The sequence below is a fragment of the Nocardia salmonicida genome (assembly GCF_036142455.1).
Taxonomy (GTDB): domain Bacteria; phylum Actinomycetota; class Actinomycetes; order Mycobacteriales; family Mycobacteriaceae; genus Nocardia; species Nocardia salmonicida.
Window position 1 is genome coordinate 3,036,533 of sequence record NZ_CP108014.1, and the last position, 25,973, is coordinate 3,062,505.

The 25,973-nt window shown below is 67.7% G+C and carries 22 protein-coding genes; 16 read left to right on the forward strand and 6 right to left on the reverse strand.

Going from position 1 to position 25,973, the window contains the following annotated elements:
• Positions 1-2: 2 nt before the first annotated feature.
• Positions 3-1,658 carry an ABC transporter substrate-binding protein gene (locus OHS03_RS14425; RefSeq protein WP_328663228.1) on the reverse strand — a complete coding sequence of 552 codons (1,656 nt, stop codon included), beginning with the start codon at positions 1,656-1,658 and terminating at the stop codon, positions 3-5.
• Between the two features lie 219 nt (positions 1,659-1,877).
• On the opposite strand from OHS03_RS14425, the gene OHS03_RS14430 reads away from it, so the two are divergent.
• From OHS03_RS14430 to OHS03_RS14465, 8 genes are all read left to right on the forward strand, one after another.
• Positions 1,878-3,512, forward strand: a complete 1,635-nt coding sequence (locus OHS03_RS14430; protein ID WP_328663230.1) for an ABC transporter substrate-binding protein — start codon at positions 1,878-1,880, stop codon at positions 3,510-3,512.
• A gap of 9 nt (positions 3,513-3,521) precedes the next feature.
• Complete coding sequence (locus OHS03_RS14435; protein WP_328663232.1) at positions 3,522-4,565, forward strand: ABC transporter permease; 1,044 nt, start codon at positions 3,522-3,524, stop codon at positions 4,563-4,565.
• Entirely contained in the window at positions 4,562-5,446 is an 885-nt protein-coding gene (locus OHS03_RS14440; protein WP_328663234.1) for an ABC transporter permease, read from the forward strand. Before OHS03_RS14435 ends, OHS03_RS14440 begins: the two co-directional genes overlap by 4 nt.
• Positions 5,443-7,095, forward strand: a complete 1,653-nt coding sequence (locus OHS03_RS14445; protein ID WP_328663235.1) for a dipeptide ABC transporter ATP-binding protein — start codon at positions 5,443-5,445, stop codon at positions 7,093-7,095. The genes OHS03_RS14440 and OHS03_RS14445 overlap by 4 nt, the downstream gene beginning before the upstream one ends.
• Positions 7,092-8,393, forward strand: coding sequence for an acyl-CoA dehydrogenase family protein (locus tag OHS03_RS14450; protein WP_328663236.1), 1,302 nt, complete (start codon positions 7,092-7,094; stop codon positions 8,391-8,393). Before OHS03_RS14445 ends, OHS03_RS14450 begins: the two co-directional genes overlap by 4 nt.
• On the forward strand, positions 8,390-9,640 hold the full coding sequence (locus OHS03_RS14455; RefSeq protein WP_328663237.1) for an acyl-CoA dehydrogenase family protein: 1,251 nt from the start codon (positions 8,390-8,392) through the stop codon (positions 9,638-9,640). Before OHS03_RS14450 ends, OHS03_RS14455 begins: the two co-directional genes overlap by 4 nt.
• Before the next feature lie 26 nt (positions 9,641-9,666).
• The gene (locus OHS03_RS14460) at positions 9,667-10,698 is read left to right on the forward strand and encodes an aldo/keto reductase (RefSeq protein WP_328663238.1); all 1,032 of its coding nucleotides are present in this window, start codon (positions 9,667-9,669) and stop codon (positions 10,696-10,698) included.
• A gap of 92 nt (positions 10,699-10,790) precedes the next feature.
• Positions 10,791-12,125, forward strand: a complete 1,335-nt coding sequence (locus OHS03_RS14465) for an NtaA/DmoA family FMN-dependent monooxygenase (protein WP_328663240.1) — start codon at positions 10,791-10,793, stop codon at positions 12,123-12,125.
• Between the two features lie 64 nt (positions 12,126-12,189).
• Here the strand turns inward: OHS03_RS14465 and OHS03_RS14470 are convergent, their stop codons facing one another.
• From OHS03_RS14470 to OHS03_RS14480, 3 genes are read right to left on the reverse strand one after another with little or no spacing between them, the layout of a single operon-like run.
• Positions 12,190-13,446: an MFS transporter gene (locus OHS03_RS14470; protein ID WP_328663242.1), complete on the reverse strand. Its 1,257-nt coding sequence runs from the start codon at positions 13,444-13,446 to the stop codon at positions 12,190-12,192.
• Positions 13,443-14,504 (reverse strand): LLM class flavin-dependent oxidoreductase, encoded by a 1,062-nt coding sequence (locus OHS03_RS14475; RefSeq protein WP_328663245.1) that lies wholly within the window; start codon positions 14,502-14,504, stop codon positions 13,443-13,445. Before OHS03_RS14475 ends, OHS03_RS14470 begins: the two co-directional genes overlap by 4 nt.
• A 25-nt stretch (positions 14,505-14,529) precedes the next feature.
• Positions 14,530-15,609, reverse strand: a complete 1,080-nt coding sequence (locus OHS03_RS14480; RefSeq protein ID WP_328663246.1) for an acyl-CoA dehydrogenase family protein — start codon at positions 15,607-15,609, stop codon at positions 14,530-14,532.
• A 409-nt stretch (positions 15,610-16,018) separates the two neighbouring features.
• Between OHS03_RS14480 and OHS03_RS14485 the strand changes: the two genes are divergently transcribed.
• From OHS03_RS14485 to OHS03_RS14520, 8 genes are all read left to right on the forward strand, one after another.
• Complete coding sequence (locus tag OHS03_RS14485; protein WP_328663249.1) at positions 16,019-17,227, forward strand: LLM class flavin-dependent oxidoreductase; 1,209 nt, start codon at positions 16,019-16,021, stop codon at positions 17,225-17,227.
• A 10-nt stretch (positions 17,228-17,237) separates the two neighbouring features.
• Positions 17,238-18,602 (forward strand): NtaA/DmoA family FMN-dependent monooxygenase, encoded by a 1,365-nt coding sequence (locus tag OHS03_RS14490; RefSeq protein WP_328663252.1) that lies wholly within the window; start codon positions 17,238-17,240, stop codon positions 18,600-18,602.
• A 457-nt stretch (positions 18,603-19,059) separates the two neighbouring features.
• Complete coding sequence (locus OHS03_RS14495) at positions 19,060-19,488, forward strand: cupin domain-containing protein (RefSeq protein ID WP_328664232.1); 429 nt, start codon at positions 19,060-19,062, stop codon at positions 19,486-19,488.
• A 69-nt stretch (positions 19,489-19,557) separates the two neighbouring features.
• On the forward strand, positions 19,558-20,475 hold the full coding sequence (locus OHS03_RS14500; RefSeq protein ID WP_063006585.1) for an LLM class F420-dependent oxidoreductase: 918 nt from the start codon (positions 19,558-19,560) through the stop codon (positions 20,473-20,475).
• Positions 20,476-20,645: 170 nt separating this feature from the next.
• The gene (locus OHS03_RS14505) at positions 20,646-21,851 is read left to right on the forward strand and encodes a cation:proton antiporter (protein ID WP_328663255.1); all 1,206 of its coding nucleotides are present in this window, start codon (positions 20,646-20,648) and stop codon (positions 21,849-21,851) included.
• A gap of 36 nt (positions 21,852-21,887) precedes the next feature.
• A complete protein-coding gene (locus OHS03_RS14510) occupies positions 21,888-22,352 on the forward strand; it encodes an SRPBCC family protein (RefSeq protein ID WP_328663257.1) in 465 nt (154 codons plus the stop codon).
• A gap of 119 nt (positions 22,353-22,471) precedes the next feature.
• Positions 22,472-22,747 carry a GlsB/YeaQ/YmgE family stress response membrane protein gene (locus OHS03_RS14515; RefSeq protein WP_056809579.1) on the forward strand — a complete coding sequence of 92 codons (276 nt, stop codon included), beginning with the start codon at positions 22,472-22,474 and terminating at the stop codon, positions 22,745-22,747.
• 165 nt (positions 22,748-22,912) lie between these two features.
• Positions 22,913-23,539, forward strand: coding sequence for a TetR/AcrR family transcriptional regulator (locus OHS03_RS14520; protein WP_056809585.1), 627 nt, complete (start codon positions 22,913-22,915; stop codon positions 23,537-23,539).
• 50 nt (positions 23,540-23,589) lie between these two features.
• Here OHS03_RS14520 and OHS03_RS14525 read toward each other — a convergent pair whose 3' ends face one another.
• Together OHS03_RS14525 and OHS03_RS14530 are read right to left on the reverse strand one after the other, a co-directional pair.
• Positions 23,590-24,654, reverse strand: a complete 1,065-nt coding sequence (locus tag OHS03_RS14525; RefSeq protein WP_328663260.1) for a lipocalin-like domain-containing protein — start codon at positions 24,652-24,654, stop codon at positions 23,590-23,592.
• A gap of 17 nt (positions 24,655-24,671) precedes the next feature.
• Positions 24,672-25,961: an oxygenase MpaB family protein gene (locus OHS03_RS14530; protein WP_328663262.1), complete on the reverse strand. Its 1,290-nt coding sequence runs from the start codon at positions 25,959-25,961 to the stop codon at positions 24,672-24,674.
• Positions 25,962-25,973: the final 12 nt, after the last annotated feature.

A 25,973-nucleotide genomic window follows, 5' to 3' on the forward strand; every position in this document is an offset into this window, starting at 1 on the left:
GGTTACCTCGGCTCGATCCAGGTGTCGTAGAAGACGTTGCGCGACTGCGCTTCATAGCCCACGTTGTGCACCCGAGGGGACGCCGCGGTCACCTGCGCCGGGTTGTACACCGGCACCGTGAGCACCTGGTCCACGAGCAGGAACCGCTGTGCCGCCTCGGCGGCCTCGGCGCGCTTGCCCGGGTCGAGGGTCTTGCTCACCGCACTGAGCTTGTCGATCGCCTGCTGGTAGATCGGGTTCTCCGGCGCCAGCTTCGAGGAGTTGGTGTACTGCGGCGAGTACACCTGCTCGAGCACCGCCACATCGGCGCGACTCTGGTTGGCCACCTGGATGTTCCAGCGTTTCTGCTGAGTGGCGGCGGCGGTGTAGTCCGGGATCGGCAGCACGTCGAGTTTCAGGTCGATGCCGATCTTGCGCAGATCCTGTTGGATCAGCTCGTAGGCGGGCTTGTTGTTGACCAGGTTGTTGATGCCGAGCAGGGCGAGTTCGAGTCGACGGCCCTGCGCGTCCACCCGGATGCCGTCGGAGCCCTTCTTCCAGCCCGCCGATTCGAGGATCTGTTCGGCCTTGGCCCGGTCCTGCTTCAGTTCCGCGGAGAAGTCGACGTGGCCGGGCACGCGCGAGGAGATCACCGAGCTCGACACCTTGTAGCTCGAGGTGAGCACCGTCTTGGCGAGCGCGTCGCGGTTCCAGCCCAGCTTCACGGCCTCCCGCACGGCACGGTCGTCGGTCGGGAATCGGTCGGTCTTGAGGTCGAAGGAGATATCGCGCCCGGGGATCAGCTGCGCAACGATCCGGTAGCCCTCGGCTTTCAGCGGCGCCTCGTCGGTGTTGTTGACGTCGAGGATCGCGTCGACCTGACCCGCGCGCAACGCACCGGTGCGGACCGCGGCCTCGGGAATCACCGAGATCTCCACGGCATCGAGGTATGCCTCGCCGTTGTGTTTGCGGCTCGCGGGCGCCCAGTTGTATCCGGGACGCTTCTTCAGCACCGTTTTCTGCTGGTAGACATGCTCGGCGACGACGAACGGACCGGTGGTCACCAGATTCTGCGCCAGCGAGCGCTGCTCTTTGGTCAGCTGCAGGGTCGAGTGACCGACGATGCCGGAGAAGTACAGCGAAAGCGCTTGGAGGAAACCGGCATTCGGCCGATTGAAGACGACCTTGACCGTCGTCGGGTCGAGCACGGTGGTGCTGATGTAGCCGACCCAGTACGCGGTCACCGGCACGATGCCCAGCGCCTTGTCACCGAATCCGAGCAGGTCGAAATTCTCTTTCACCGAATCGGCGGTGAATTTCGAACCGTCGGTGAAGGTGACGTCGTCGCGGAGCCGGAAGGTGAATTCGGTCAGTTCCGGGTTGATCTCCCAGGATTTGGCCAGCCACGGTTCGATGGCCCCGGTTTCGGGATTCTGGTAGGTCAATTTGTCGGTGATGTTACTGGTGATGAGCGACTCCGGATACGAGCTGCCCGAATGCGGGTCGAGGTTGGCGGGTGCGTCGAGGACGGCGAAACGCAGGGTCCCACCGGCGACCGGCGGGCCCGCTTCGTCGCTGCCAGCGACCCGGTTACCCGAGGCAGCGCAGCCCGTCAGCACGGAGGCGACGAGGGCGACGGCCACGAGCACCGTCGCCGCGGAGAATCTTTTCGATGACATTTCGCGAAGTCTGCACAACGACAAGTCCGCGAACAACCAAGTTGCACTTCGTGATTTGTTCAGTTTTAGTGAATCGGGCCCGCCACCCGATCGTGAAGCGAAACTTCAATAATGGTGTAGGCATTCTTGGCGATCCGAAATCGCGGAATGTGACGGTCGCGGACTTAACCTCCGGAGTGTAAGCAACACAGTCCGCTCCGACGAAAGACCCACGACCACATGAGGAATATTCGATTCCGTCGACTTCTGGCCACCGGTACCGCGGCCATCGCCCTCGCCACCGTGCTGGCCGCGTGTGGTGGGCCGTCGTCGCAGAGCGAGGCGGCAGGCGACCCGGTGTTCGGTGGCACGCTGAACTTCTACGATCCCATCGAGTACGCGGCGTGGACGCCGGTGAACTCGATCTGGTCCAACAGTCAGGTCGCCAACAACCTCGCGGAGCGCCTGACCTGGCAGGATCCCGAGACCGGGGAGATCAAGCCATGGCTGGCCAAGTCGTGGGAGGTCAGCCCCGACAAGCTGAAGTACACCTTCCGCCTGCGCGAGGGAGTCACGTTCAGCAACGGTGACGCGCTCGATGCGGCGGTCGTGAAAGCGAATTACGACCAGCACGCTCTCGGCGACAAGGCGCTCGGCATTCCGCCGGACCGGTTCTTCTCCGACTACCGGGCCTCGACTGTGATCGACCCGCTGACCGTCGAGGTGGCGTTCACCAAGCCCAATGCCGGTTTCCTACAGGTGGCTTCGTTCTACCGGGCCGGGTCCATTCTGGCAAAGCAGTTCCTGGAGCGAGATCTCAACGGGCAGAGTCAGGCCAAGAACTGGATCGGGTCCGGTCCGTTCGTGGTGGAGTCTGTCACCGGCAACACCGGCATCACCCTGAAGCGGCGCGAGGACTACAACTGGGCTCCGGCGGGATCGGGCCATCAGGGCAAGGCCTACCTGGAGCGGGTGGTCTTCAAGACCGTGCCGGAGGCCGGGACCCGGGTCGGCGCGCTGCAGTCGGGTGAGGCGCACATCGCGCGCAACATCAGCCCTTATGACGAGGAAACGGTGACCGCCAACGGTGGCCGGATCGAGGCGTTCGCGGTGCAGGGGCAGACCAACAAGCTTTCGGCGCAACTGGATTCGACCGGGCCGATCGTGGACAAGCAGGTGCGACTGGCATTGCAGGCAGCCACCGATCGCAAGGAGATCAACGAGACGGTCCTCTCGCCGAGCTACCCGATCCCGAACAGCATCCTGGTCGAGGGCACTCCCAACCGCGGCGACGCGAGCAAGTACCTGGGTTATGACCTGAACAAGGCCAACTCGCTGCTCGAGGGAGCTGACTGGAAGAGGGGTGGCGACGGCATCCGGGCCAAGGACGGCAAGCGCCTGCAGTTCGAGGTGTGGGTGGCACCGTTCTACCAGGTGTCGCAGCCGGTGCTGGAACTGCTGCAGTCCCAGTGGAAGAAGGCGGGCGTCGATCTGGTGATCCACACCGTGTCGCAGACCGAATACGAGTCGATCCGCAATTCCCGTCCCGACAACTGGGCGCTGGTGCAGGGCCAGACTTCGCGCGCCGAGGCCGACGTGCTGCGCACCGCGTTCGACAGCACCGCGCAGAACGAGTTCTTCGCACCCGTGCCGGACGCGACGCTCGACGAATTGGTGCGCGCGCAGGCCTTCGAGTTCGACCCGGCCGCCCGCACCAGAGCCATCCAGGCCGTCGAGGACCGGGTGTTCGGCGAGGGCTACGCCATTCCGCTCTACGACGAGACCCAGGTGTTCGGCCTCGCGCCGACCGTGCACGGTTTCACCACCGAGTCCACGGCCCGCACCTGGCTCTACGACACCTGGATCACCGGGTAGGGGCCGACGATGCGCAACTACGTCTTGCGGCGGCTGGTCCAAGCGGTACTGGTCCTCTGGGCCGCCTACACCCTGTCGTTCGTCTTGCTCAGCGCGCTGCCGGGAGATTCGGTGAACAACCGGATCCAGGACCCGGAAGCGCAGATCACGCCGGAGGCGGGCCGGTTGATGCTCGAATTCTACGGGCTCGACCGGCCGGTCTGGGAGCAGTACCTGCACGCGCTGTGGGCACTGTTGCACGGTGACCTCGGCTTCTCGCTCACCTCGGGGAGGCCGGTGACGCAGGCTGTCACCGAGGCGCTGCCCTCCACGCTGACGCTGACCGGGCTCGGCTTGGTGTTCGGGCTGGTGTTCGCCGCCGTTGTCGCCGTGGCGGCCAACTACGCGCCGTGGGCGTGGCTGCGCGGCGTCTTCGATTCCGCGCCCGCGCTGTTCGCCTCGGTTCCCACCTTCGTCGTCGGTGTGCTGGTCCTGCAATATCTTTCGTTCCGCTGGCACCTGATCCCCTCGGTCGACAACGGCACGGTGCTCGCGCTCATCGCACCCGCCGCGACACTGGGGCTGATCGTGGCCGCGCCGCTGGCACAGGTGTTCGCCACCTCGGTGCGCACGACCCGGCAGCGACCGTTCGTGCACGTGGTGGCGGCCAGGGGCGCGAGCGAGGGCTACATCTTCCGCAAGGACGTGCTGCGCAATTCGTCGCTTCCGGTGCTCACGCTGCTCGGGCTGGCCTTCGGTGAGCTCATCGCGGGCGCGGTGGTGACCGAGTCGGTGTACGCGCGTCAGGGCATCGGGCAACTCACCGTCGGCGCGGTCGATACCCAGGACCTGCCGGTGGTGCAGGGCGTGGTGTTGCTCTCGACGGTGGCCTATGTGCTGGTGAATCTCGCGGTGGACCTGGCTTATCCGTTCATCGATCCGCAGGTGCTGGTGGACGGGCGCACGCACCGGGTCACCCGGTCGCGGTCGGCCGTACGCAAGCAGGCCACCGTCTCCGTTCCGGTCGTCGCGGCGGTGCCGCGTCGGCTGCCTGCCGAGGTGGCGATGCCATGACGACACTCGAAAAACTCGAAGGCCTTCCAGCACAACTCGATTCGGCCGCCTCGGCGCGCCGAGCACGGTACGCGCTGCGATGGACTCGTCGACACTGGACGGTCGCGCTGGCATTGCTGGTGGTCGTCACCATCCTGGCATGGGCGATCGTGCCGCAGCTGTTCACCGGTTACGACCCGCTCGCGGTGAATCCGGCCCAGAAGCTCGAGCCACCCTCGGGCGAACACTGGTTCGGCACCGATCAGCTCGGCCGGGACCTCTACGCGCGCATCGTCTACGGCGCGCGGGCCTCGCTCTTGGGTTCGGCGATCGCCGTCGGTGTCGGTGTACTCGTCGGCTCGCTGCTCGGCGCGGTGGCGGGCTGGTTCGCCGGGTTCCCCGACAGCGCGGTGATGCGGCTCATCGACGTAGTGCTGTCGATTCCTGGCTTCCTGCTGGCGATCACCATCGTGGTGCTGCTCGGTTTCGGAGTGTGGCAGGCGGGGATCGCGGTCGGGCTCACCTCGTCGGCGACCTTCGCCCGGCTCATCCGCTCGGAGGTGGTCAAGGCCCGCACCAGCACCTACGTCGAGGCGGCCACCACCAGCGGGGCCTCGACCGGCGCGATTCTCCTACGACACGTGATCCCCAATTCGATCGCGCCGACCGTCTCGCTGGTCACCGTGCAGTTCGGCATCGCGATCATCTGGATCGCCTCGCTGAGCTTCCTCGGGCTCGGTGCGCAGCCGCCGGACCCGGAATGGGGTCGGCTGGTCTCCGACGGGCGCAACTACATCGCCACGCGCGGCTGGCTGACGCTGTGGCCGGGGCTCACCATCGTGGTGATGGTGCTGGCGACCAATCACCTGTCCCGCCATCTCTCCAGGAGGGGCTCCGCATGAGCGTCGTCCACGAAATAGCTACGTCTACACAAGAAGTCGATGTGCGGCCGGTGCTGCGCGTAGCGAACCTGCGCGTGGGTTACCGGGTGGACGACCGGGTCTCCCCGGTGGTGCGCGACGTCTCCTTCGACGTCCCGCCCGGCACCGTGCTGGCGCTGGTCGGCGAATCCGGTTCGGGCAAGACCACCACCGCCCACGCCGTCCTCGGGCTGCTGCCCGGCAACGGCGAGGTCACCGGCGGCACCATCACCTTTCGCGACCAGGTCCTCACCGAGCTGAGCGCGAAAGGGTGGCGCTCGATCCGGGGGCGTGCGATCAGCCTGATCCCCCAGGATCCGACCGTCTCGCTCGACCCGGTGCGCCGGGTCGGACACCAGGTCGAGGATGTGCTGCGGCTGCACACCGAGCTCGATGCCGACGCTCGCCGCGAACGCGTGCACGAACTGTTCGAGCTGGTCGGCTTCACCGATGTCGAGCGCCGCTATCGCCAGTACCCGCACGAACTCTCGGGCGGTATGCGCCAGCGGGTGCTCATCGCCGCCGCGGTCGCGGCCGAACCGGATCTGATCATCGCCGACGAGCCGACCTCGGCGCTGGACGCCACGGTGCAGAAACAGGTGCTCGACCTCCTCGACGAAGTCCGGCTGCGCACGGGGACCAGCGTGGTGCTGGTGACCCACGATCTCGGCGTGGCCGCCGATCGCTCCGATCTGATCGGGGTGCTGCGCCAGGGCGAGTTGGTCGAATTCGGGCCGACGGCGCAACTGGTCGCCGATCCGCGACACCCCTACACCCGGCGGCTGCTCGACAGCGTGCCGTCGCGGCGGCCGTGGGTACGCGAGCGCACACCGGTCGCGGTCGGCACCGAGACGGTCATCGAGGTCGACGAGCTGCGCAAGGACTACGGCGGCGTACCCGCTGTGGACGGCATCTCGTTCCGGGTACGACGCGGCGAAACCTATTCCATCGTGGGCGAATCCGGCAGCGGGAAGTCGACGACGGCGCGGGTGCTGACCGGGCTCACCGAAGCGGACTCGGGTCGGGTCGCGCTGCTCGGCACCGACATCACCCGGCTCAGCCGCCGGGAGTTCCGTCCACTGCGCCGCGACGTGCAGATCGTGTACCAGAACCCGTATTCCTCGTTCGATCCGCGCTTCGACGTCTACGACGTGGTCGACGAGCCGCTGCGCTCGTTCGAGCCGCGCCGTGGGCTGCGCCGCGGCAGGCCGAATCGGGACCGGGTGGTGGCCGCGCTCGAGGCCGCCGCCCTGCCTGCCGATTTCGTCGACCGGCATCCTCGCGAATTGTCGGGCGGGCAACGTCAGCGGGTGGCCATCGCTCGCGCGCTGGTGCTCGCGCCGAAGGTGATCGTGCTCGACGAGCCCATCTCGGCGCTGGACGTCTCGGTCGCGGCGCAGATCCTCGACCTGCTGCGCGGCCTGCAGGAGGAACGCGGGCTCACCTACGTCTTCATCTCTCACGACCTGGCCGTGGTGCGCGCGATCTCCGATCGCGTCGCGGTGATGCGCGAAGGCCGCATCGTCGAACAAGGCACCGTAGACCAGGTCTTCTCCTCTCCCGCCGACGATTACACCGTGCGTCTGCTCGACGCGATCGCCGGCCGCGACCTCATCGGAGGACTGTCATGACCACCACCATCGCGCCCGCCACCCTGGCCGAGGCGCTCCCCCGCATCCGGTCCATCCTGGCCGAGTTCGTGCCCGGCACGGGCGAGCGCGACCTCGCCTTCGAGCACCCCGACGCGCTGATCCAGGCGCTGGCCGACGCGGGCTTCGGCCAGTTGCGGGTGCCGGTGGAGTACGGCGGTTTCGACGTCGACCTGCCGACGCTGTTCGGGCTGCTGGCCGAGGCGGGACAGGCGGATTCCAATATTCCGCAGATCTGGCGCGGACATTTCACCACCACCGAGATCCTGCGCGCCGAAACCGATCCGGTGGTGCGCGAGCACTGGTTCCGGGCGGTCGGTGCGGGCGCGGTGTTCGGCAACGCGCAGTCCGAGCCCTCGGCGCTGGTCGCCGAAGCGGTGGGCGAATCCGCAGGCTGGGGCGTGACCACCACGCGCGCCCGGGTGGGCGAGGACGGCGTGCGCGTGGTCTCGGGCACCAAGTTCTACTCGACGGGCGCGCGATTCGCCGACTACATCCGCGCGGCCGTGGTCGACGACGAGGGCACCCGTGGTTTCGTGGTGATCCCGGCCCGGCACCCCGGCGTCACCCACGCCGACGACTGGGACGGCATCGGTCAGCGTCAAACCGGCAGCGGCACTACCTATTTCGAGGATGTGCCGGTCGAGGAGCACGGTGAAATCGGCCGGTTCAAGGAAACCTTGCGCGGACTGGATTCCTTCGTCCAGATCGTGCACCTGGCGAATCTGACCGGGATCGCGCGCAGCATCGTCGCCGAGACGGCGGAGATCGTGCGCGGTCGCACCCGCACCAGCCTGCACGCGCTCACCCAGCACGCCACCGAAGATCCCGACATCCTGTCGGTGATCGGCCTGCTCGAAGCCCGCAGGCTCACCGCCGAAACCCTGCTTCGGCATGCCGCCGAGCAGCTCGAGGCCGCGCACGCCGCCGGGGACGAGGCCGCCTACATCCGCGCTTACCTCGATACCTCCGCCGCGCAGATCGCGGTGATCGAGGCCGTACTCGATGCCGCGACAAGGGCTTTCGACGCAGGCGGATCGTCCGCGATCCGCAACAGCGTCCATCTGGACCGGCATTGGCGCAATGCCCGCACCCTCGCCTCGCACAACCCGGTCATCTACAAACCGCGCGTGCTCGGCGACTTCGTTGTCAACGGCAACGCGCCGGTACCGGGCTACTACCGGCAGCGTCCCTCTGTGGTCACCCCGGACGCCACCGTCGTCGCGACGAAGGGCGAGGCGACCACGGCAGCCGATGCCGCGCCGAGCGGCGCGCGATGACCGCCGTCGACCAGTCGGCGCCCCTGTTCGAACCCGGCGCGACCGATGCAGTACCGGCAAGGCCCGACTACCCGCTCACGGTGGCGGGCATCAGAGCCGCCGCGGCGCCGATCCTGCGGCAGCTCGCCGAGACGGCGCGGCAACGCGAGATCGACCGCGATTACGCCTTCCCACAGGTGCGCGCGCTCGCCGAGACAGGGATTGCCCTGACCGGAATCGCCGCCGCGGAGGGCGGGGCGGGCGGGTCGCTGCGCGAGGTCACCGACCTCGTGATCGAGATCGCGCGGGCCGATTCCAGTGTGGCGCAGGCATTGCGGAGCAGCTTTCTGACCGCGAACCAGGTGGCGGGCAGACCCGACCTGCCGCACCGGGAGCAGACGCTGCGACGGCTACGCGACCGGGACCTGTTCACAGGTACCAGCAATGAAAGAACGGGCGGTGCCAGCGGGCAGGTCAACGCGACCGCCCGCCGTGACGGCGCGGACTGGGTGGTCGACGGCGAGAAGTACTACTCGACCGGTGGGCTGTACGCGAACTGGTTCTCCACGCAGGCACAGACCGAGGACGGGACCGTGCTGCGGTTCACCGTGCCGGTGGATCGCGCGGGGGTGCAACGGCTCGACGACTTCGACGCCGTCGGCCAGCGCCTCACCGCCAGTGGGACCACCCGCTTCACCGGGGTACGGGTGAGCGCCGACGAGATCACCCCGGCACCGGAGACCGAGCCCGACAATCCATGGCAGGGCTCCTACGCCCAGCTGTATCTGGCCGCGGTGCAGGCGGGCATCGCCGCGCGCGCCCGTGACGACGCCGTCGCCTACGTGCGGGAGAAGGCCCGCCCGATCAAACACAGCACCGCGACCAGCAGCCTCGACGATCCCTATGTCCGCCAGACCGTCGGCGAGATCGCCGCCCGTGCCCAGGCGGCGCGAGCGGTGGTTCTGCTGGCCGCCGAAACCCTCGAGGGCGTGCGCGGGCGCACCGGCGACGATGCCAGAGCCGCGGGTGCGGCGGCGGCGGTCGAGGTGGCCCAGGCGGGCGTGATCGCCATCGAATCGGCGCTCGCCGCAGCCGAACTCGTCTTCGACGTGGGTGGCGGGTCGATCACCGACCGTGCCCTCGGCTTCGACCGGCACTGGCGCAATGCCAGGACCGCCGCCAATCACAACCCCCGCCAGTGGAAGCAATCCGTCGCAGGCGCGTTTCACTTGACGGGCGAACAACCCCCGACCACCGGTCTGTTCTGAACCACCGAGTAGAGAGATCCAACCTGATGAGCTACGGCCCCTTCGACCGCACCTACACCGCCGCGGAAGACCGCTACGAGAAGGTCCCGTACCGGCGCACCGGTGCCTCGGGCCTCGACCTGCCCGCCTTCTCCTTCGGGCTGTGGCAGAAGTTCGGCACCGACTACGCCTTCGCCACCCAGCGCGAGATCATCCTGCACGCCTTCGATCTGGGCATCACCCACTTCGACAACGCCGACCGCTACGGTCCGCCGCACCGCGCCGCGCAGAAGAACTTCGGCCGGGTGCTCGCCAAGGACCTCGCGCCGTACCGCGACGAGATCGTGCTGTCCACCAAGGCGGGCAACGCGATCGGGCCGAGCCCGTACCTGCGCGGCGGCTCGCGCAAGTCGATCCTGAACTCCCTCGAGCACAGCCTGCGCGATCTCGGCACCGACTACGTCGATGTCTTCTACCACCACAGCCCCGACCTCGACACCCCGCTGGAGGAGACCGTGGGCGCTCTGGTCAGCGCGGTACAGCAGGGCAAGGCGCTCTACGTCGGCATCTCCAACTACCTACCCGACCGTACCCACGAGATCGCCGAGCAACTGCGCGCCGCCGGTGTCCCGCTGCTGATCCACCAGGCCCGCTACTCGATCTACGATCGCCGCCCCGAGCAGAACGGTCTGCTCGACACCGCGACCCAGGACGGGTTCGGCGTGATCGTCTACTCGCCGCTGGCCCAGGGGTTGCTCACCGACAAGTACCTCGAGACCATCCCCGAGGGTGCTCGCGCGCAGAACAGCACGTTCCTGTCCCCCGATGTCATCGACGAGACCTACCGGCAGCGCACCGCCGAGCTGAACAAGATCGCCGCCGCGCGCGGGCAGTCACTGGCCCAGCTGGCGTTGCAGTGGGTGCTGCGCCGTCCCGAGGTCACCTCGGCATTGATCGGAGCGAGTTCGGTGGCCCAGCTCGACCACAACACCGCCGCGCTGAACTTCCCCGACTTCACCGCCGACGAACTCGCCCTCATCGAGGAGCACGGTGTCCACGGCACCGGCCTGAAGCTCTGATTCCTGCCCGAACACGACGCCGATGACGTGGCCGAGACCGCTCACGTCATCGGCGTTTCCTGCCTCACCGATCGCATCAGAAGGCACCAACCATGTCCGGATTCCATTTGAACCTGTCCCTGATGACACCGGGACACTTCCGTCAGGCGTGGCGACTCGATCATGCCGACCCGCTCGCCTACCTCGACATCGACTACTTCCAGCGCCTGGCCAAGATCGCCGAGGCCGCCAAGATCGACGCGGTCTTTCTCGGCGACGGCCCCGCCCTGCGCGGGGAGATCGAGGAGGCGCCCGGCACCGGGATCGACCCGCTCGTCCTGCTCGGCAGCGTCGCCGCGGTGACCGAGCACCTCGGTGTGGTGATCACCTCGTCGACCACCTACAACTCCCCCTACAACCTCGCGCGGCGGTTCCAGGCGCTCGATCACGTGACGAAGGGGCGGGCGGCGGTCAATATCGTGACCACCGGAACACCGGCTGCCGCAGCGAATTTCGGTCTGACCGATCATCCGGAGAAGGAGACCAGGTACCGGCGGGCCTGGGAATTCCTCGACGTGGTCACCCGGCTGTGGGACAGCTGGGAGCCGGACTGGCTGATCGCGGACAAGTCGACCGGTCGCTACGCCGACACCGACAAGATCCATCGCATCGATCACGAGGGCGAGTTCTTCTCGGTCGCCGGGCCGCTGCCGGTGGCTCCGGGCCCGCAGGGTCGACCGGTGGTCGTGCAGGCCGGCGGGTCCGAGGGCGGGCTCAAGTTGGCGGGTGACTTCGCCGATGTCGTGTTCACCGTCGCCCAGACCAAGGCCAAGGCGGTCGCGTTCCGCAATGACATTCGGCAGCGCGCGGCCGCGGCCGGTCGTCATCGCGATGATGTGAAGATCTCGCTCGGCGTGGTGGTGCTGGTCGCGTCGACTGAGGAGCAGGCGCGTCGGCGCGAGCAGGAGCTCTACGATCTGCTGCCGATCGAGCGGCTCACCACCGCATTGCTGGGTAACCTCGGCCTGCCCGCGGACTCCTTCGGTCCCGATGATCCGATCAGCGTCGACGATCTTCCCGACACCGTTCCGGCCGGTGCGTTCTCGACCGGGTTCAGCATCTCCACCCGCGCGCTCATCGCCGAGGGACCGCGCACTCCGCGCGAGTTGATCCAGCAGGGCGCCGGCGGCTCCGGCCACCGCCTCCTGGTCGGTTCGGCCGAACAGGTCGCCGACGATCTCGCTTCCTGGTTCGAGGCGGGCACCGCCGACGGCTTCACCATCATGCCCGCCGAGACCGCCGTCGACCTGGAGAATTTCGCGACCCTGGTGGTACCGATCCTCCAAGAGCGTGGTCTGTTCCACAAGGACTACTCCGCACCGACATTGCGCGCGCGCTTCGGTCTTCCCTTCCCAGCGGACCGCGCGGCGGAAAGCCTGCCCGCGTAATCACCGCACTCCAACGGCCGCCCCGCTCGCCTTCCGAGCGGGGCGGCCGTTTTACTGCTGTCCGTTACGGGGTCGCGCCGCAGTTGGGCCCGGTGACCGCGTCCTGGGTCGGGACCGGCGGGTGGTCGACCGGCGGTGTGCGCGACAGCGGGATCAGCGCGACAGCGGCAAGGAGGGCGGCGAACCCGATGACTACCAGGAATCGCCAGTCACCGAGCCAGGTGGCGGCCAAGGGGGCGCCCGCACGCGACAGCGCGATCGGGACCGTCATCACCGCGAGGATGCCGGCGAACTGGGGGACGCCGAAGCTGTCGGCGACGATGGAGGGCCGGGCGATCACGCTGGTGCCGTAGCCGGTACTGAAGGCGACGATGCAGGCCAGGGTGAGTGGCAGTGAGGTGCCTGCCAGCGGCAGAGCCAGCAATCCCGCCCCTTGGAGAGCGAAGGAAACCCCTGTCACGCTGGTCATCCCGAAACGGCGAGCCAAGGGGGCCAGCGCCAGGCGGGCGGCGATCTGGGTGACGCCGACGGCGATCGGGAGGGCGGCGGCGGACACGGGCGAATAGCCGATGTCGCGGAAGTAGGTGACCATCATCAGCAGGAAGGCCGAGGTGGACCCGCTCTGGGCGACGAAAGAGACCACCAGCAGCCAGAATTTGCGGTCACGGAGCGCGTCACCGAGGCGAACGCCTGTGCGTTGCGCGACCCGGCTGGTGTGCGCCGCCCGCCCCGGCACCGCCCACAGGTGCGTGGGCACCACGATCACCGCGAAACCGATCGCCAGCACCACCAGTGTTGTGCGCCAGCCGAGTTGCGTCTCGAGCCAGCCCGCGAAGAAGTAGTACAGGCTGGTGGCCAGTCCGACGACCGTGGTCACCGCGACGATCGCCGAATCCCGGTGTTCCGGTTCGGTGGCCACCACGAGAACGGCGAACGCGGCCTCATAGGTGGAAGTGGCCAGTGCCAACCCGATCAGCGTGAACGCCGCGTACAGCTGGGCCAGGCTCTGCGCCTGCGACCACAGCAGAACCGCGCCGACGCCGAGCGCCGAGCCCGCCGTCATCAAAGCCCGCCCACCGTAGCGGTCGAGCAGATTGCCCACCGGCACTGCGGCCAACGCCCCGATCAGCGTGGATATGGTGGCGGCGGCGGCGATTTCGGTGCGTGAGACCGCCAGTGCCTGCGACATCGGGACCAGCAGCACGGTGAACGCCTGGATCATCGCCCCGTAGCCGACGGTCTGGGTCACCGCGAAGACCGCGATGAGCCGGAACCGTCGACTGCGCACCGGGTCGACGGTCAGGACAGGGGTGGCACTCACTCCCCGAGCAACGGCAGCAGCTGGGAACCCTGGCGCTCGATCTCGCGCAGGTACGGGGTGTCGGACAGCACGAAGTGGGTGATGCCGAGATCGCGGTACTTGCGTAGCGACTTGGCGACATCCTCGGCGGAGCCGACCAACCAGGTGGTGCCCGCGCCGCCGCCGCCGTATTTGCCCGGCGCGGTGTAGAGATTGTCGTCGAGCACCTCGCCGCGCGCGGCGAGGTCGAGCAGTCGCTGTTGGCCGACAGCGGTGCGGCGGTGCGGATTCGACGCGCCCTGGCTGTTCTTCGCCATCTGCGCGACCTTCGCCTCCGCGTCCGCCCACGCCTGCTCAGTGGTATCACGGACGAAAGTCGTGATGCGTAAGCCGAATTCGAGTGGTGCGTGTTCACGGCCCAGTTCGGCGCTCAACGCGCGCAACCGTTCGATGCGCTCACGCACCCCTTCCAGCGGCTCACCCCAGAACAACTGCACATCGGCCTCGGTCGCGGCGACCCGTTCCGCCGCCTCGGAGGCGCCGCCGAAGTACAGCGTCGGATGACGGCGATCGCCGCGCTGCTCGATACGGGGCACCACCGTGGAGTCGGTGACCTGGAAGTGCTCGCCGCGGTAGGTGACGTTCTCCTCGGTCCACAGCTTGCGGACGAGCTGGAGGAACTCCTTGGTACGGGCGTAGCGGTCGGCCTGGTCGCCCTCGCTGTCGCCGTAGGCGACCAGATCGTCCTTGCCGGAGACGATGTTCACCCGAACCCGGCCACCGGAGAGATGATCGAGCGTAGCCGCGGCGGAGGCGAAGTTCGCCGGGCGCCAATAGCCGGGACGGATCGCGATGAGCGGCTCGAAGGACTCGGTCCTGGCCGCCAGCGCGGCAGCGACGGTGAGGGTGTCGGGTCGGCCCCAGCCGGTGCCGAGCAGCGCGCCCTTCCAACCGTGCGCCTCCAGCGCCTTCGCCTGCGTGGTCAGGGTGTCCAGACTGTTGTGGTCGGCGGCTACAGGCTCGCCGCGGTGGCCGGGCGTGACCTGATTGGGGATGTACCAGAGGAATTCGAGACTCATGTTCGGTGGTTCCGTTCGGTGGTGATCAGCGGGTCAGCGCAGCGAGCTGGGCGCGACGGACATCGGCGGTCTGTCCCTGGACCAGGACGAAGAGGACGGAGCGGGCGTGAAGTTGCGCGGTGTCGTCACCGCCGAGGCCACGGCCGGACCTGGTGATGAGCAGGGCGCGGCTGATCGCCGAGAGTGCTTCGCCGCTGGCCACTTTGGTGGCCAGGCGCTCGTCGAGGCGATGTGGTCCGCCGCCCGCCGCCGTTGCTTCGTCGGCGAGCGCGTACGCGGTGGAACGGATGTCGGCGACGCGTGGGCGCCAGGTCGCCGCGACGTCGGCGGCGAGCGGCACGGTGCTGTGCTCCAGCTCGGTCAGGATCGTCTCGGCGAGGCCGAAGTGATGGGCTCGCGCGTCACTCGCGGTCCCCGCGTCCGCGAAGCGCGCTTGGTCGAGACTCTGTGTGGTGAGCACGTTTTCGTCAGGAACGAAGACTTCGTCCAAGCGCACGCGGGCCGTCCGGCTGCCCGCGACGGCGCCGAGTTCCAGCGGTCCGGCGCTGCGGGTTCGTTCCCCGACCGGGACGAGCGCGGTGACCACGGTTTCGGTGTCCGGTTCCACGGCAGCCACGGTGAGCGCGGAGTTGAGACCCCAACCGCTGACCCAGGACAGGGTGCCGTCGAAGATCCAGCCGTTCGCCGCCTTCCGTGCCGCGACATAGTGATCGGGGAACCGCCGCACATCGCTGACCCCGGCGCCGAGCAGCAGCTCACCGCGCAGAATCCGGGCGGCAAGCGCCGACACCGGAGCACCCGTCGCGCGTGCGGCGGCGATGCGCCCGGCCAGCGGCGCGTGCTGTGCCCAGACCAGCCAGGTGTTGAAGCAGGCGCCGGCGATGATCTCGTGTACGCGGCGGTCGGTGTCGCGGTCGATCGCGAGCCCGCCGAATTCGCTCGGCGCCAGATGGTTGAGCAGGCCGAGGTCGCGCAGTTCGTCGATGCGGTCCGCGAGAACCCCGTCCCTGTCGGTCGACAACGCGGCGGGTCTCAACACTTGCTCCGCATAGTCGCGCACTCGACCGAGAAACTCCTCGCTCGAGTTGTCCTGCGCTGTCTTCACGTCGAAAGTATCGACCCGGTCGGCGAGCCAAAGCCTTTACCCACCTCCGGCTTACATCGGGTTTCACCGCTGTCACCTGCGCGGACGGGTTGCGGCCCGAGATAAATTCCGGGAGAGCGAGAAGTCGGTGAGATACGTCAGGTGACGAGGATCTACAGGTGCGCGGCGGCATTCGACGAAATGGTGGAACGACACCCTATTTCCCGTCGATCGGGCTGAATTCAACGGTTGACGTCGTCGCCGCGGCCGTTCGCATTCTCCCGGCCACCCCCGCTGGCCACCTGTGATCGATAGCGGCATCGCGCCACGCCCGTCAGGCAACTGCGGCACTCGTACCCGGCGCGCAGCGGGTGCCCGGCATCGAGCGTTGCACCAGGCACCGTTCACCGAACCACAGAAATGGCAGACGATGGCACCGAACCCACTGCACCTGGGTGTCGCGCTCGACGGCGCGGGCTGGCACCCGGCCGCCTGGCGAGCACCGAACTCGCGGCCCACCGAATTGTTCAGCGTCGGCTACTGGACCGACCTGGTAGGCACCGCGGAGCGTGGCCTGCTCGACTTCGTCACGATCGAGGACAGTCTGCGGGTCCCCGGTCCGCTGCACACCCGCGACGACAACGCCGTAGACCAGGTCCGCGCCCGGCTCGACGCCCATCTCATAGCAGCCAGCCTCGCCCCGATCACGCGCCACATCGGACTCATCCCGACGGTGACGACCACCCACACAGAGCCGTTCCACGTCTCCACCGCGCTCGCCACCCTCGACTACACCTCCCGCGGCCGCGCGGGCTGGCAGGTCAGGGTCTCGGCTGGTACCGAGGAAGCCGAGCACTTCGGGCGGCGCGAGATCACCGAGCCGACACCCGCCGAGTTCGCCGACATCATCGCGACCGGCACGCTCCCCGAATACGCCGAAGCATTGTTCGAGGAGGCCACCGACGCCGTCGAGGTGGTGCGCCGCCTGTGGGACAGCTGGGAGGACGACGCCGAGATCCGCGACGTCGCCACCCGCCGCTTCATCGACCGCGACAAACTGCACTACATCGACTTCGAAGGTCGCTTCTTCGACGTCCGCGGTCCCTCCATCACCCCGCGCCCACCACAGGGTCAGCCGGTGGTCACCGCACTCGCCCACGCCCCACGCGTCTACGAATTCGCCGCTACGGCAGCCGATCTCGTTTTCATCACACCCACGCGCGAGCACGGACCGGCGGAAATCCTGCGACAGGTCGCGACCGCCGGTGCGACCAGGGTGGGCGAACCACTGCGGGTGTACGCCGACCTGGTCGTCTTCCTCGACACCGACGACGACACGGGCGCGCAACGCCTGGCCCGCCTGAACGATCAGTCCGGTGCCGAATTCACTTCCGACGCGGCCATTTTCACCGGCAGCGCCGAGGAGTTGGCCGATCTGCTCACCGACTGGGACGCCCAGGGTGTCGACGGATTCCGGCTGCGGCCCGGTGTGGCTGTCGACGACCTGGCCGCGATCGCGGACCGACTCGTGCCCGCCCTCCAGCATCGCGGACTGTTCCGCACCGGCTACCCCGAAGATTCCCTGCGCGGCCTGCTCGGACTGTCGACCACCGTGCCCAACCGCTACGCCCGAGTGTGAGGTCTCACCGATGAGTACACCCCGTAAGCAGGTCATCCTCGGCGCCTACCTCGGCGGCGTGAACCACCACACCGCCTGGTGGCATCCCCAGGCGGGCAGCCAGATCGATTTCAGTTCTTTCGAACACACCGCGCGCACGGCCGAACGCGGCAAGTTCGACTTCTTCTTCCTCGCCGAGGGTCTCATCCTGCGTGAACGCGCGGGCCAGATCTTCGACCAGGACATCATCGGCCGCCCCGACACCTTCGGGGTGCTGGCCGCTATCGCCGCGGTCACCGAGCACCTCGGCGTCGCGGGCACCATCAACGCCACGTTCAACGAGCCCTACGAACTGGCCCGCCAATTCGCCACCCTCGATCACCTCTCCGGCGGACGCGCAGCCTGGAACGTGGTCACCTCCTTCGACGCCTTCACCGGACAGAACTTCCGGCGCGGCGGCTTCCTCGATCCGGCCGACCGGTATGTGCGGGCCGAGGAGACATTGAATGCGGTTCGGGCCCTGTGGGATTCGTGGAACGTCGACGACATCGTCGCCGACAAGGACAGCGGGCGATTCCTGGCCAGACCCGATGCCGGTGCGTTCGCGTTCCGGGGTCAGCAGTTCGACATCTCCGGCCGCTTCACCGTGCCGCGCAGCCCGCAGGGCAGGCCGGTGATCTTGCAAGCCGGTGTCTCGCCGCAGGGCCGCGATTTCGCCGCGGCCAATGCCGACGCCATCTTCTCCCCCTACGGCAAGCTTCCCGAGGCCGCGGACTTCTATCGCGACATCAAGGCGCGCGCGGTGGCAGCCGGGCGCTCGGCCGACGACATCAAGATCCTGCCGTCGGCGAGTTTCGTCCTCGGCGACACCGAAGCCGAGGCGATCGAGAAGTACCACGCGGTCCGCAACGAACAGGTCACCGGACAGACCGCGCTGATCCTGCTCGAACAGATCTGGAATCGGGATCTGTCCGGCTACGACCCCGAGGGCCCGATCCCCGACATCGAGCCGGATCCCGATGCGCCGTCGTTCATCCAGGGCCGTGCCTTCCTACACCAGGATCGCTTCGCCACGGTCAAGCGGCTGCGCGAGATCTCCGAGGCCAAGAAACTGACCCTGCGCGAGACGGTGATCGACCAGTTCGAGCGCGGCCCGATCGTGGGCACCCCGGCCCAGGTCGCGGAGAAGATCGACGAGTTCGTCAACAACGACGGCTCCGACGGTTTCATCCTCGGCTCGCACCTCGTCCCCACCGGCTTGGACGAATTCGTCGACCGTGTGGTCCCGCTGCTCCAAGACCGGGGCGCGCTTCGCACGGAATACACCGGAACGACCCTGCGAGACAACCTCGGCCTTCCCGATCTGCGGTCGGCCACCGTTTCCGTCGACGCCTGAGTGACGTTGCTGCTGTGGGCATCTCGTGTGAGCGCCCACAGCAGCGGCTCACGTCGTCATGCACCCGTGCGGCCGTTACCCTGAGCGAGGTACAGGTCCGGACCGCGTCGGGCTCGTCCCGCGACCGATGGTAGGACCGACATGTCCACCTGACGTACTCCGACGGGACTCACCTATGACCTCCACCGGCAGCAAGCCCACCGATTCCGGCCCGGCAATCGTCACCACGCTCGATGCCTGGCTGAGCGCGAGCGACCGACTCCACGTCGACAACGAGCAGACCCGCTGGGCGGGCGACGACGAGGCCGCGCTCGCGGTCGCCGATCTGGTGCCGACAACCACACCCATTGTCGTGCTCACCCCGCGCGGGGTCTCCCCCACCAGCGACACCGTTCCCCGTTCCGCCGTCGGCGACATCCGCTGGGCTCGCCGCGGTCCCGCCGGTCGCCATACGGAGTTGCTGCATCGGCCCGCGACAGCCGCGACGCTGGACCTGCTTCCGCATCCCGAAGGTGGCTGGTTCCGCGAAACCTGGCGCAGCGCACATACCTTCGTGCCCGAGGGCTATCCGGGCCCGCGAGTCGCCGCGACCGGCATCCTGTTCCTGCTGCCCCCGGACGAACAGTCGATCTGGCACGCGGTGCGCTCCGACGAGCTCTGGATGTGGCACCGGGGCGGGCCGCTGGAGCTGTCCCTCGGCGGCGACGGTGACACACCGGGCACACCCGAGCGGGTGATCCTCGGCCCGGACATCGAACAGGGGCACCGCGTCCAGCAACTCGTGCCCGCGGGCCACTGGCAGGCCGCACGACCCTGCGTGGTCGCGGAAGTACTGGTCAGCTGCGTGGTCGCACCCGGGTTCGACTTCGACGATTTCCGCAGCTGAGATGCGCGGATCTTCGTGCCCGTCCCGGTGCCCGGGCGGACCCCGCACGCATCGGGCACGATGGTGATCATGGACCTCCGCATCTTCACCGAGCCTCAGCAGGGCGCCGACTACGACACGTTGCTGTCGGTGGCGCGCGCGGCCGAGGAACTCGCCTTCGACGCGTTCTTCCGTTCCGACCACTACCTCGCGATGGGCGATGCCTCGGGCCTGCCCGGCCCGACCGATGCGTGGATCACCCTGGCCGGGCTGGCCAGGGACACCTCCCGGATCCGACTGGGCACCCTGGTCACCGCCGCGACCTTCCGGCTGCCGGGACCGCTGGCCATCCAGATCGCCCAGGTGGATCAGATGTCGGGCGGGCGGGTCGAACTCGGCCTGGGCAGCGGCTGGTTCGCCGCCGAACACGCGGCCTACGGCATTCCGTTCCCGGACAATCGGTTCGGTCTGCTCGAGGAGCAGCTGGCCATCGTCACCGGGCTGTGGGAGACCAAGCCGGGGGCGACGTTCAGCTTCGACGGCGTCCACTATCAGCTCACCGATTCCCCCGCCCTGCCCAAGCCGGTGCAGGATCCGGTGCCCGTGATCATCGGCGGCAACGGCAAGGTCCGCACCCCGCGCCTGGCGGCCCGCTACGCCACCGAGTTCAACATGCCGTTCGCCTCGATCGCCGACAGCGCCGCCCAGTTCGACCGGGTGCGCGCCGCGGTGCGCACGGCCGGGCGCACCGACGAACTGGTGTACTCCAACGCCCTGGTCGCCTGTGTCGGGCGCACCGACGCCGAGGTGGCCCGCCGGGCCGCCGCGATCGGCCGCGAGGTCGACGAGCTGAAGGAAAACGGTCTGGCCGGTTCGCCCGCCGAGGTCGTCGACAAGATCGCCCGCTACCGCGAGATCGGCGCGAGCCGGATCTATCTGCAGATCCTCGATCTCGCCGACCTCGACCACCTCGAACTCATCGCCGCCGAGGTGCAATCGCAGCTCTGAGCAGTCCGGCTGTCAGCCGGTGTGCAGGACGAAGAACAGGAAACAGGAACCCTGCGGCTGTGATCGTTGGGATCTGGCCGCGAAGGCAAGTGATCGGGCTAACTCGACAGCCGCCGACGACGGCGGGTGTCGCCCCGGGTGGAAACACTTTGTTCTGGCAGGCTGTCCTGGTGACCGGAGTGATTCTCGCGGTGTCGTCGGCGTTGGTGGTGTGGGCGATGCTGGCCGGGTGGTTCGAGCGGCACCGCATCACCGCGCCGATGGTGGTCGTCGCCGCGGGGATCATCGTCGGTTTCGCGTCGTACGACCACGTTGCCGAAGTCCTCGACGCGCATGCCGCGCTGGAGGTCGCCGAGATCATCCTCGCGGTCTTGCTGTTCATCGACTCCTCCGAAGCGCGCGGCCGACTGCTCGGCGGCCATCCCGGTGTCGTTGTCCGGATGATGGTGGTGGCGCTACCGCTGAGCATCGCCGCGGCCATGCTGCTCGGCTCCTGGCTGTTCCCCACCGCCGGATGGGCACTGCTTCTGGTGATCGCCTGCGTGGTCATGCCCACCGATTTCTCGCCCGCCACATCGATCCTGCGCGACAAGCGGGTGCCCGAGCGGGTACGCGATGTGCTGAATATCGAAGCAGGCTACAAAGACGGGATCCTGGCGCCGGTGCTGTTCTTCGGCGTGGCCCTCACCGTGGGCACCGCACCGTCGGAAACCGTGCTCGGAGCCCTCGGTTCGGCGGCATGGGCCGTCGCCGTGGCGATCATGGTCGGCGTCGCGATCGGTTTCGTCCTCGGAACCACCGTCAACGCGGCCGAACGGCGTGGACTGATGACCACGCAGTCCGAGCGGATGGTCGTCGTCGCGGCCCCGCTGCTGACGTTCGCGGTGGTGCACGAACTGGGAGGCAACGAATTCGTCGCCCCGTTCCTGTGCGGAGTCCTGTTCCATCACCTGCGCCGTCAGTCCGAGAATTTCGCCGAAGGCCATCGACTGATCGACGACGTCGGATTCCTGCTCACCACCCAGATGTGGTTCGCCTTCGGCGCCGCCGCCGTAGTCGCGCTCGCCGGCGAAGTCGACTGGCGATTGATCGTGTTCTGCGTCGCCGTACTCACGGTGGCGCGCATGGTGCCCGTCGCGATTTCCCTCCTGGGATCGAAGGTTCCCCGGCGAGAAGTCCTACTCCTGGGATGGATCGGTCCGCGCGGTACCCCCTCGATCATCTTCGGGCTGCTCGCCTTCAACTTGCTGCCCGAGCAGTACGGCGAACCGGTGTTGACCGTCATGGTCATGACGGTTCTCGGCAGCATCGTCCTGCACGGAGTCGGATCCACACTGGCCGCGCACCTTTTGAGGAGATCGTCGCCGGTGACGTGAACACCTCGCGAACCCCCGTGTGCGAGGGTGGAGGACATGACGGTAGAACGGTTCGAGGTCCAGCGGCATATCACCGCGTCACCCGCGGAAATCTTCTCGCTGCTGTGCTCCCCCGAAGGGCACGTAGCGATCGACAGTTCGGGCATGCTGCAATCGGCGGAGGGAAACCCTGTCACCGGGGTGGGCGACGAGTTCGTCGTGCACATGGACCGTGAGTCGCTCAACGACCTGCCGATGGGCAAATACGACGTGACGGTGATCATCACCGGATTCGAGCAGGACACCCACCTCGAATGGACGATCTCGGGCACCATCAAGCCGCCGATCGAGCACCTGTACGGCTATCGCCTGGAGGCCGACGACACCGGCACACTGGTCACCTCGTACTACGACTGGAGCAAGATCGCGCCCCGCTACCGCGAGGCGGCCATCTTCCCGATCATCCCCGAAGCGGCACTGCGAGCCACCCTCGGCATCCTCGCCCGCACCATCCAGAAGTAGCACGGCACACACCATTTCACGCCGGCCTGATTGACCGCACGAAGCCGGGGTATGCCGCCGGGGAGAGCGAGGGCCCGCACCGGGTGCTCGCCGGCACGTACAGATGATGGGAGTAGACCATGCTCGGTCTCGGAATTCTCGGATGGATCATCATCGGCGGACTCGCCGGATGGATCGCCAGCAAGATCATGAAAACCGATGCCCAGCAAGGGATCCTGCTCAACATCGTCGTCGGTGTGGTCGGCGGACTGCTCGGCGGGTTCCTGCTCAAACTGTTCGGTGTCGATGTCAACGGCGGCGGACTGTGGTTCAGCTTCTTCACCTGCATCGCCGGCGCGGTCATCCTGTTGTTCCTCGTCGGATTGGTCACCGGTCGTCGCGGTGTATCGCGATAACTGACACAACCCCAGTACACGGCCCGAAGCCCATCGGCTTCGGGCCGTTTCTGTCTCCCGCTACGGCTCGCTACCGCTCATATTCGGATGTAGACAGGATCGGACATACCTTTTGGTAGGTTTAACTGTACGGTGAAGTATGGTGCCAGCGGCGAGGAGACGATCATGACCGACGAGCCAGGCAACACCCGGCCGACGGCGCCGGTGTCCAAACGCAAAGCGGCGGCCGCGCGTGGGGCGGCGCGCAGGCTCGGCGTCGAGGACTGGACCGACGCGGCGCTGGGCGTGCTGCTGCGTGACGGCGTCGCCGCCATCACCATCGCCAAGGTCTGCGATGAGCTCGGCGTCACCAAAGGTAGCTTCTATTGGCATTTCGACGGTATCGACCAGTTGCTCGAGACCACCGCGCAGTTCTGGTGCGCCGATCAGAACGACGCGGCTCGCGGGTTCACCGACCTCGACGAACTGCCGACGCAGGAGCGCTTGGCCCGGATGGGCGCCTTGCTCACCGGAGAGCGGGTCTGGCAGGTGGAGCTCGCGGTCCGCGACTGGGCGCGCACGAACGCCAAGGTGGCCGAGGCGGTGAAGGCGCTGGATCAGCGGATCTTCCACACCCTGTCGAAGACCCTGGTCGACATGGGATTCTCCGCGGAACAGGCCGAGATGCGTGCCGGGCTGATGTGCTTCGCCGGGATCGGCTTCGTGCACGGCAACCAGAACCTACCCGTGCCGACCGAGGATCAGCGCCGCGAGTTCTTCCGGTTCATCACCAGCACCGAGTCGCCCCGCTGATCTCCGTTGCGCCGCAGAGGGTTCCGCGCCGGTGAGCACGGCACGGAGGGTCACGTCAGCGCGACCAGTTCGTGCAGCGTGGTCCCGCTGCGTCGCTGCGGTCCGCTCTCGGTGTGCACGGTCAGGTCGAAGCTCGACTCGAATCGGAAGTAGCCCGGGTGCCCGGCCAAGCGGTGCACCAGGGGTTTGACCAGGCGCGAACGCACGATCGGTAGATCGTCGAGCAGGTCGTGGGCGTGGATGACCCGCTCGACGTCCAGGCGCAGTTCGAGTTTTCCCGGCACCTGCAGTGCGATCCATTCGGGGTAGTTCCGCCCCGCCGTGGCGTCGAAGCGCGCGGGCCCCTCGGTGAGGACGGTCTCGCCGGTGGACAGCACGATGTCGGCGTGGTGGGCGAGCATCAGCGGGCTGATCTCGTGTCCGCCTCGGCGCTGCTGGGTGAGCACCGAGGCGAACAGCAGCGAGTAGTCCTCGACGTACAGCCTGCCCCAGTGCCAGCGCTCGATGATCTTCTTCATGTCGCCGACGCCCCAGTTGTGGTCGTGATACCCACGTCCGGTGACCTCGTGTCGCACCCCGTCGATTTCGATCGAGCCGGTGACCGCGGCACGCGGCGCGGCGACCATCCAGCCGAAGGAATCCTTACTGCCGAAACGGGTTTCCCCCTTGCCGGGCATCCAGCTGGGGACCTCGTTGTGGAACCGCAGGTCGAAGACGAGACCGTCCTCGGCCATCCGCAGGTGATGGACCGGAAGGCCGTCGTCGCGGAACTCGGTGCGCGCGGTGTTGGCGCCGACGCGCACATCGCAGGCGTCGGGCGAGAACGAGGTCGCCGAGTGCGGATAGCGCCGCGACACCTGGCGGCGGGTGCCGTCGGGGGCGTAGACCATCATCTCCACCCAGGGCCGGGCCAAGGGCAGGTCCTCGGGTCGGCGTTTGGTCAGGAAGCCGATCACCACGTGGCCGGTGTCGAGGTGCGCGTCGAAGTACCAGTGTTCGAAGGCGAGCTTGCTCGGCGAGGGATGTACTCCGTTGTGGCGCGGCTCGACCGGTGTCAGTTCGCCGTCGCGACGTCCCGGCCCATTCCACACTTCGATGATGTCTGCGGTAGTCATGGCTGCTTTCGGTGGGTTCATCGGCGCAGGGCACCGCTGGCGTCGAACGCCGCTGTGCGGCCCTGCATCTGGGCGCGATACCAGTTCTCGCGATGGGCGAGCATGAGCTTTTCGTGCGCCCGTGCGAACGGCGGGCAGATCCGGCGCACGATCTCCATCGCGGTGATCAGCGGAAAGCGCAGGATCGGGATGAGGATCCACGGGAACGCGGGTGGCATGGTGTAGTGACGGCGGGTGCCGGGGGCCATGTACATCGCGGAGTACACGGAATTGATCCGGTAGTTGTACTTCTCGCGCCACCGGGTCAGACCACGGTGGCCGTCGCGGGGCGCGAAGGCCGCCGGATAGGACTCGATCAGTTCCGTCCCGTGGTGTCCGGCGTCGTAGGACCGCGACACGATGGTCATCGCCAGTACCCGCAGTCCGTCGAGGACCGTCTCCGGATACCAGCGCACCCGCACGCCGAGCAGGTGGCCCATGTACTTCTGGAAGTGCAGCAGCGCACGGATTTCCGACGGCGTCGTCTGATAGCCCAGTGCCCACAGGCCGAGGCCGGGCGTCACGCTGCCCGCCAGCAGGGTGAGCATCTGGTAGGTCTGGCTGATCGGCAACCCCCAGCGTTCGAGGTCCCATTCGGGGTGGCCCGCGACCTTCGCGCGCACCGAGACATGCATGACCCGCACCTTCAGCGCGGTGGCCCGACCCGCCGAACCCGGGGTGAGCAGCGCGTCAGGGGCGGAGACGTCGATCCAGAAGCGAGTGGTCTCCAGGAACCGGCGCAGCGCGCTGTCGCCCGCGTAGCCACCCGCGAGCGACAGTGGCGTCGCGACCGCGGCCTCGGTGTACATCTCGAGCGTCTCGGCACCGGCGAAGCTGAAAAGCATGGTGCCCCAGCGCCGCCAGATCGCCGCGCCCTGTTCCACCAGTTCGGGCACCACCCAGTCGGGCACCGTCTCGAACTCGGCGAACAACGCGCGCATGGATTCCGGCGCGTCCGGCACCGCATCGATGCCCTCGGCCAGCGCCGTCTCCAGCATCGCGCGCCCGGCTTTCGACCCGATCGCACCGTGCATCACCTCGGCGACGAACCGTTCGGCTACCGGGTCACCGGTGAACAGGTCCTCGCACAGCGCACTCGCCTGCTCATCGCTGGGAAACAGCCGCTGCCTGGTGACGGTCGTGAAGACGCGCTCGAGCCCACGTACCAGCGGGGTGTCGCGCGCTTCCCAATAGCGAAAGGCGGTGGGGCACTTCACCGACGGCCCGGAGCGGGTGTGCTCGACCTGACGTTCGACGGCATCGACCACTGTCGGCCTCCT